The following is a 5,242-nucleotide window of genomic DNA, read 5'->3' as shown; positions in this document are numbered from 1 at the left end:
CGTGCGGCGTTCGCTCGGCTTCGCGATCCCGGCGGGCATCGTCATCGCGCTGGTGCTCGCGCTCTACAGCCGCGAACGCCACGATCGCGCCGACCGCTCGGCCATCGGTACGGATCGGCGCCGCCACGGCATCGGCCTCACGATCGCCGATCGCGATGCGCCGCTGCACCTGCGACTTGCCCGACGCACTCGCCTCCGCCGCGAGGCGGCCCGCCACGGCGCGTACGGCGTCGTCGCCCTCGACCACGACCCCGCCCGAGCGATCCACCAGCGCGAGCGTCTCGCAGCCGAGCAGCGCCCGCAGGTAGCGCCCGGCCCGCACCGCGTCGACCTCGTCGATGCCGCCACGCAGGTGCTTCGCGGCGCGGCTGGCGAGGTGGAGGGTCTGGTAGGTCGCCCGCTCCACGTCGGTGCCGAGTTCCTTCGACGAGACGACGATGCGTCGCAGCAGCAGCACCACCCCGACGGCGAGCGCCCCCGCCACCACTCCGGCGGCAGCGGCGAGCAGCATCGACTCGGGCATGCAGGTCAGCGTAGCCGTCGTTCGTCGTCGCGGCGGAGCCGTTCGTCGCACGATGGGCGCCGCTCGGCGACGACGAACGGCGAGCAGCCCCGGCGCTCCGGACCGAGCGCCAGCATGGTGCCACTGCATCGCCCCGCCGCCCTGACGGCTCGCTGCAGCGGCGCGGCGGACGGTCCGCCGAGACCCCCCTCGAAGGAGAAGAGACGCCATGGGCAACGACGCCCTGAGCGCGGACACGTCGACGGCACTGGCCGATGTCGACTACCCCGCCATCCAGCAATCACCGGAGTTCCAGACCCTCCGCCGAACGCACCGGGGCTTCGTGTTCCCGGTGCTGGCCGCCTGCCTCGTCTGGTACTTCGCCTACGTGCTCCTCGCCAGCTACGCGCACGACTTCATGTCGACGCCGGTGTTCGGCAGCATCAACATCGCGATGCTGCTCGGCCTGGCGCAGGTCGTCACGACGTTCGCGGTGACCACGTGGTACGTGCACTTCGCGAACAAGCGCCTCGACCCGCTCGCCACCGAGATCCGTGAGGGCATCGAGGCGGATGCCGCCGCGGCATCCGAGACCGAGGGGGCGAACCGCTGATGACGCAGATCCAGACCCACACGCACCTCGCGGCCGAAGCCGCGGCCGCCTCGCCGGGCGAGCCCTGGCTCAACATCACGATCTTCGGCGCGTTCGTCGCGATCACGCTGATCATCGTGTTCCGCGCGAGCCGCAACAACAAGACCGCCTCCGACTACTACGCCGCCGGCCGGTCGTTCACGGGCGGGCAGAACGGCGCCGCGATCGCGGGCGACTACCTGTCTGCGGCATCCTTCCTCGGCATCGTCGGCGCGATCGCCGTCACCGGCTACGACGGATTCCTCTACTCGATCGGATTCCTCGTGGCGTGGCTCGTCGCGCTGCTGCTCGTCGCCGAGCTGCTGCGCAACACGGGCCGCTTCACGATGGCCGACGTGCTGTCGTTCCGGCTCAAGCAGCGCCCGGTGCGCATCGCCGCGGCCACGACCACGCTCGTGGTGTGCTTCTTCTACCTGCTCGCGCAGATGGCCGGAGCGGGCGGGCTCGTGTCGCTGCTGCTCGGCATCGGCGACAAGCTCGGGCAGGCCGTGGTGATCACGGTCGTCGGCGCGCTCATGATCCTCTACGTGCTCATCGGCGGCATGAAGGGCACCACCTGGGTGCAGATCATCAAGGCGGGCCTGCTCATCGCGGGCGCGGCGGTGATGACCGTCTGGGTGCTCGCGATCAACGGCTTCAGCTTCTCGACGCTGCTCGACAACGCGGTCGCGACCGCGGGCAACCCGGCGATCCTCGACCCGGGGCTGAAGTACGGCGTCTCCGAGGTCGCGAAGCTCGACTTCCTCTCGCTCGGCCTCGCGCTCGTGCTCGGCACCGCGGCCCTGCCGCACGTGCTGATGCGGTTCTACACCGTTCCCACGGCGAAGGAGGCCCGCAAGTCGGTGGTCTGGGCGATCTGGCTCATCGGCATCTTCTACGTGTTCACGCTCGTGCTCGGCTACGGCGCCGCGGCGCTGATCGGCCCCGAGGCGATCGCGGCGGCTCCCGGTGGGGCGAACTCGGCGGCCCCGCTGCTCGCATTCGAGCTCGGCGGTCCGGTGCTGCTCGGCCTCATCGCGGCGATCGCGTTCGCGACGATCCTCGCGGTCGTCGCCGGGCTGACGATCACCGCGGCCGCGTCCTTCGCGCATGACATCTACGCGAGCGTCGTGAAGAAGGGCAAGCCCGCTCCGGGCGCCGAGGTCAAGGTCGCCCGTCGCACGGTGGTCGTGATCGGCATCATCGCGATCATCGGCGGCATCGGCGCGAACGGCCAGAACGTGGCGTTCCTCGTGGCCCTGGCCTTCGCCGTCGCGGCATCCGCCAATCTGCCGACGATCGTGTACTCGCTCTTCTGGAAGCGGTTCACGACCCAGGGCGCGCTCTGGAGCATGTACGGCGGCCTCGGCTCGGCGATCGTGCTCATCGCGCTCTCGCCCGTCGTGTCGGGCACCCCCACCTCGATGATCCCCGGGGCCGACTTCGACATCGTGCCGCTGTCGAACCCCGGCATCATCTCGATCCCGCTGGCCTTCTTCCTCGGCTGGCTCGGCACGGTGCTCGACAAGGGCACCGAGGACCCGCTCAAGCAGTCCGAGATGGAGGTGCGCTCGCTCACGGGCGTCGGCGCCGAGAAGGCGGTGCAGCACTAGAGGGTTCCGGCGGCGGGAGCTGGGAAGTCCCCGTCGCCGGATCACCTTCGACGCGGCAGGAACGCCTGCCCGGCCGCGTCGATGGAACACCAGGGGCGGATGCCGCGACCTCGCGTCGCAGCATCCGCCCCGCTTCCGTGCCGGGCGCCGTCGGCCGCGGCATCCGGGGTCACATGTTGATCATGTGGCCGGCGAGGCCGTGGAACGCCTCCTGCAGCGCCTCCGACAGGGTCGGGTGCGTGTGCACGTTGCGGGCGAGCTCGAGTGCGCCGAGGTCCCACTTCTGCGCGAGGGTGAGCTCGGGCAGCAGCTCCGACACGTCGGGGCCGATGAGGTGGCCGCCGAGCAGCTCGAGGTACTTGGCGTCGGCGACGAGCTTCACGAAGCCGACGGGGTCGCCGAGGCCGTTCGCCTTGCCGTTCGCGGTGAACGGGAACTTCGCGACCACCACGTCGTAGCCTTCGTCGCGGGCCTGCTGCTCGGTGAGCCCGAAGCTCGCGACCTGCGGCGAGCAGAAGGTGGCGCGCGGCATCATCCGGTAGTCGCCGAGCTCCATGGTCTCGGCGTCGCCGATGGTCTCGGCTGCGACGACGCCCTGCGCCTCGGCCACGTGGGCGAGCATGAGCTTGGCGGTGACGTCGCCGATGGCGAAGATGTGGGGCACGTTGGTGCGCATCCGATCGTCGATGCCGATCGCGCCGCGCTCGGTGAGCTGCACGCCCGCGTTCTCGAGCCCGAAGCCCTCGACGTTCGGGGCGAAGCCGACGGAGATGAGGGCCTTGTCGACCTCGAGTGAGCCGGGCTGGCCGTCGGCGCCCGTGTACGACACGGTGACCGAGGTGCCGTTGTCGACCACCGTCTCGACCTTCGTCGAGGCGAGGATCGGGATGCCGAGGTTGCGGTACTGCCGCGTGATCTCCTTCGAGACCTCGACGTCCTCGTTGGGGAGGGCGCGGTCGAGGAACTCGATGACCGTGACGTCGACGCCGTAGTTGCGCAGCACGTAGGCGAACTCCATGCCGATGGCGCCGGCTCCGACGATCGCGATCGAGCGGGGCAGCTCGCGCGTGAGGATCTGCGTCTCGTAGGTGACGACGTTCTGCGACAGCTGCACGCCGGGAAGCAGCCGCACCCGCGAGCCGGTCGCGATGATCGCATTGGCGAAGGTCACCGTCTCGGTCGAGCCGTCGGCCTTGGCCACGTCGATCGTGTTGGCGTCGCGGAAGGTGCCCCGGCCGTCGAACTCGGTGATGCCGTTCTTCTTCATCAGGAAGTGCACGCCCTTGACGTGCTTCTCGGACACCTGGCGGCTGCGGTCGAAGGCGGCGCCGAAGTCGAACCGCACGTCGCCCGAGATGCCGAAGGTCGCGGCCTGATCGTGGAAGATATGCGCGAGCTCGGCGTTGCGCAGGAGGGCCTTCGAGGGGATGCAGCCGACGTTGAGGCAGACGCCGCCCCAGTACTTCTCCTCGATGACGGCCACCTTCTGGCCGAGTTGGGCGGCGCGGATCGCGGCGACATAGCCGCCCGGACCCGCGCCGAGGACGACGACATCGAAATGGCTCATGCGGGCCAGCCTAGGTCGGGAGCGCTCCCGCGTCACGGGTGGGATGCGACCACGCCGGTGATCAGCCCGACGGAGGGGTGATGCGGGACACGATCACGGTGAACTGGCCCGTGTTGTCGTCGCGGGCGAGATCGTTCACGCCCAGCACGACCTGGCCGATCCGACCGCCGCCGCCGTAGCAGTCGAAGTACGACTCGGTGCCGAGTTCCACGTAGGGCGGCAGGCCGTCGATGGCTCCGATCAGGGAGCCGTGCTCGGCGTCCTCGAGGCCCGGCACGTTGTCGCTCGGGTCGTTCGCCTGCTGCGTGAACACCTCCGCGCCGCCGGCGTCCACCGACGTGAGCTCCTGGTCCTCGCCCCACATGATCACGCCGTTCCCCCAGACCGAGTAGGTGGCGCCCGGGAGGCACGTGATCCCGGTGGGCACCCAGTCGCCGGCACTGGCCGGCACGTCGACGGTGATGGGCGTGAGGGCGTCGAGCGTGATGGTCGCGTCCTCGGTGACATCCGAGGCCGTCACCGTGAAGGATCCCACGTTGCCGCCGGGATCCGAGTCGTTGAAGCCGAGCTGGAGGTCGCCGTCGGCGGGGCACTCCATCGCCAGCCGTGAGCCGACGACGAACGGCAGGCCGCTGTCGCTCACGCGCCCGATGAGCGAGGCGTGCGACGCGTACGGTTGCGGGTCGATCGCGGAGTATTGCTGCCAGGCGCCCTCGGGCGTCAGCGCGATGCCCCCGAGGTCCTCGACCTCGACCTCGCCGGTGGCGTTGAGGAGGAGACGACGCCCGCCGGTGCACTCGAGACCGGTCGGCGTCCACCCCGTGTCCCCTCGGACCTCGATTTCGGCGGGGAGCGTCACCGCCGCGACGTCGGCCGCGCCGTCGCCATCGTCGCCGCCGCCCCCGCTCAGCGCCGCCATCACCGCGACG

4 protein-coding genes and 1 pseudogene are annotated in these 5,242 nt (G+C 70.3%); 2 read left to right on the top strand and 3 right to left on the bottom strand.

Annotated elements, in window-relative coordinates; all coding sequences use genetic code 11:
- A pseudogene (locus tag GH736_RS16735) lies at positions 1–523 on the bottom strand (hypothetical protein); the annotation flags it as partial.
- 208 nt (positions 524–731) lie between these two features.
- Between GH736_RS16735 and GH736_RS16730 the strand changes: the two are divergent.
- Complete coding sequence (locus GH736_RS16730) at positions 732–1,115, top strand: DUF485 domain-containing protein (RefSeq protein ID WP_159605358.1); 384 nt, start codon at positions 732–734, stop codon at positions 1,113–1,115.
- Positions 1,115–2,746 (top strand): solute symporter family protein, encoded by a 1,632-nt coding sequence (locus GH736_RS16725; RefSeq protein WP_159605356.1) that lies wholly within the window; start codon positions 1,115–1,117, stop codon positions 2,744–2,746. Before GH736_RS16730 ends, GH736_RS16725 begins: the two co-directional genes overlap by 1 nt.
- A gap of 169 nt (positions 2,747–2,915) precedes the next feature.
- On the opposite strand, the gene lpdA is transcribed toward GH736_RS16725, so the two are convergent.
- Both lpdA and GH736_RS16715 read right to left on the bottom strand, forming a co-directional pair.
- Positions 2,916–4,313 carry a dihydrolipoyl dehydrogenase gene (gene lpdA / locus GH736_RS16720; protein WP_159605354.1) on the bottom strand — a complete coding sequence of 466 codons (1,398 nt, stop codon included), beginning with the start codon at positions 4,311–4,313 and terminating at the stop codon, positions 2,916–2,918.
- Positions 4,314–4,374: 61 nt separating this feature from the next.
- The coding region (locus tag GH736_RS16715; protein ID WP_203230819.1) for a hypothetical protein at positions 4,375–5,242 on the bottom strand (868 nt) is incomplete at its 5' end.

This window comes from Agromyces humi (assembly GCF_009720255.1).
In the GTDB taxonomy this organism is placed as follows: domain Bacteria; phylum Actinomycetota; class Actinomycetes; order Actinomycetales; family Microbacteriaceae; genus Agromyces; species Agromyces humi.
This window is presented reverse-complemented; position numbering and strand designations above follow the sequence as displayed.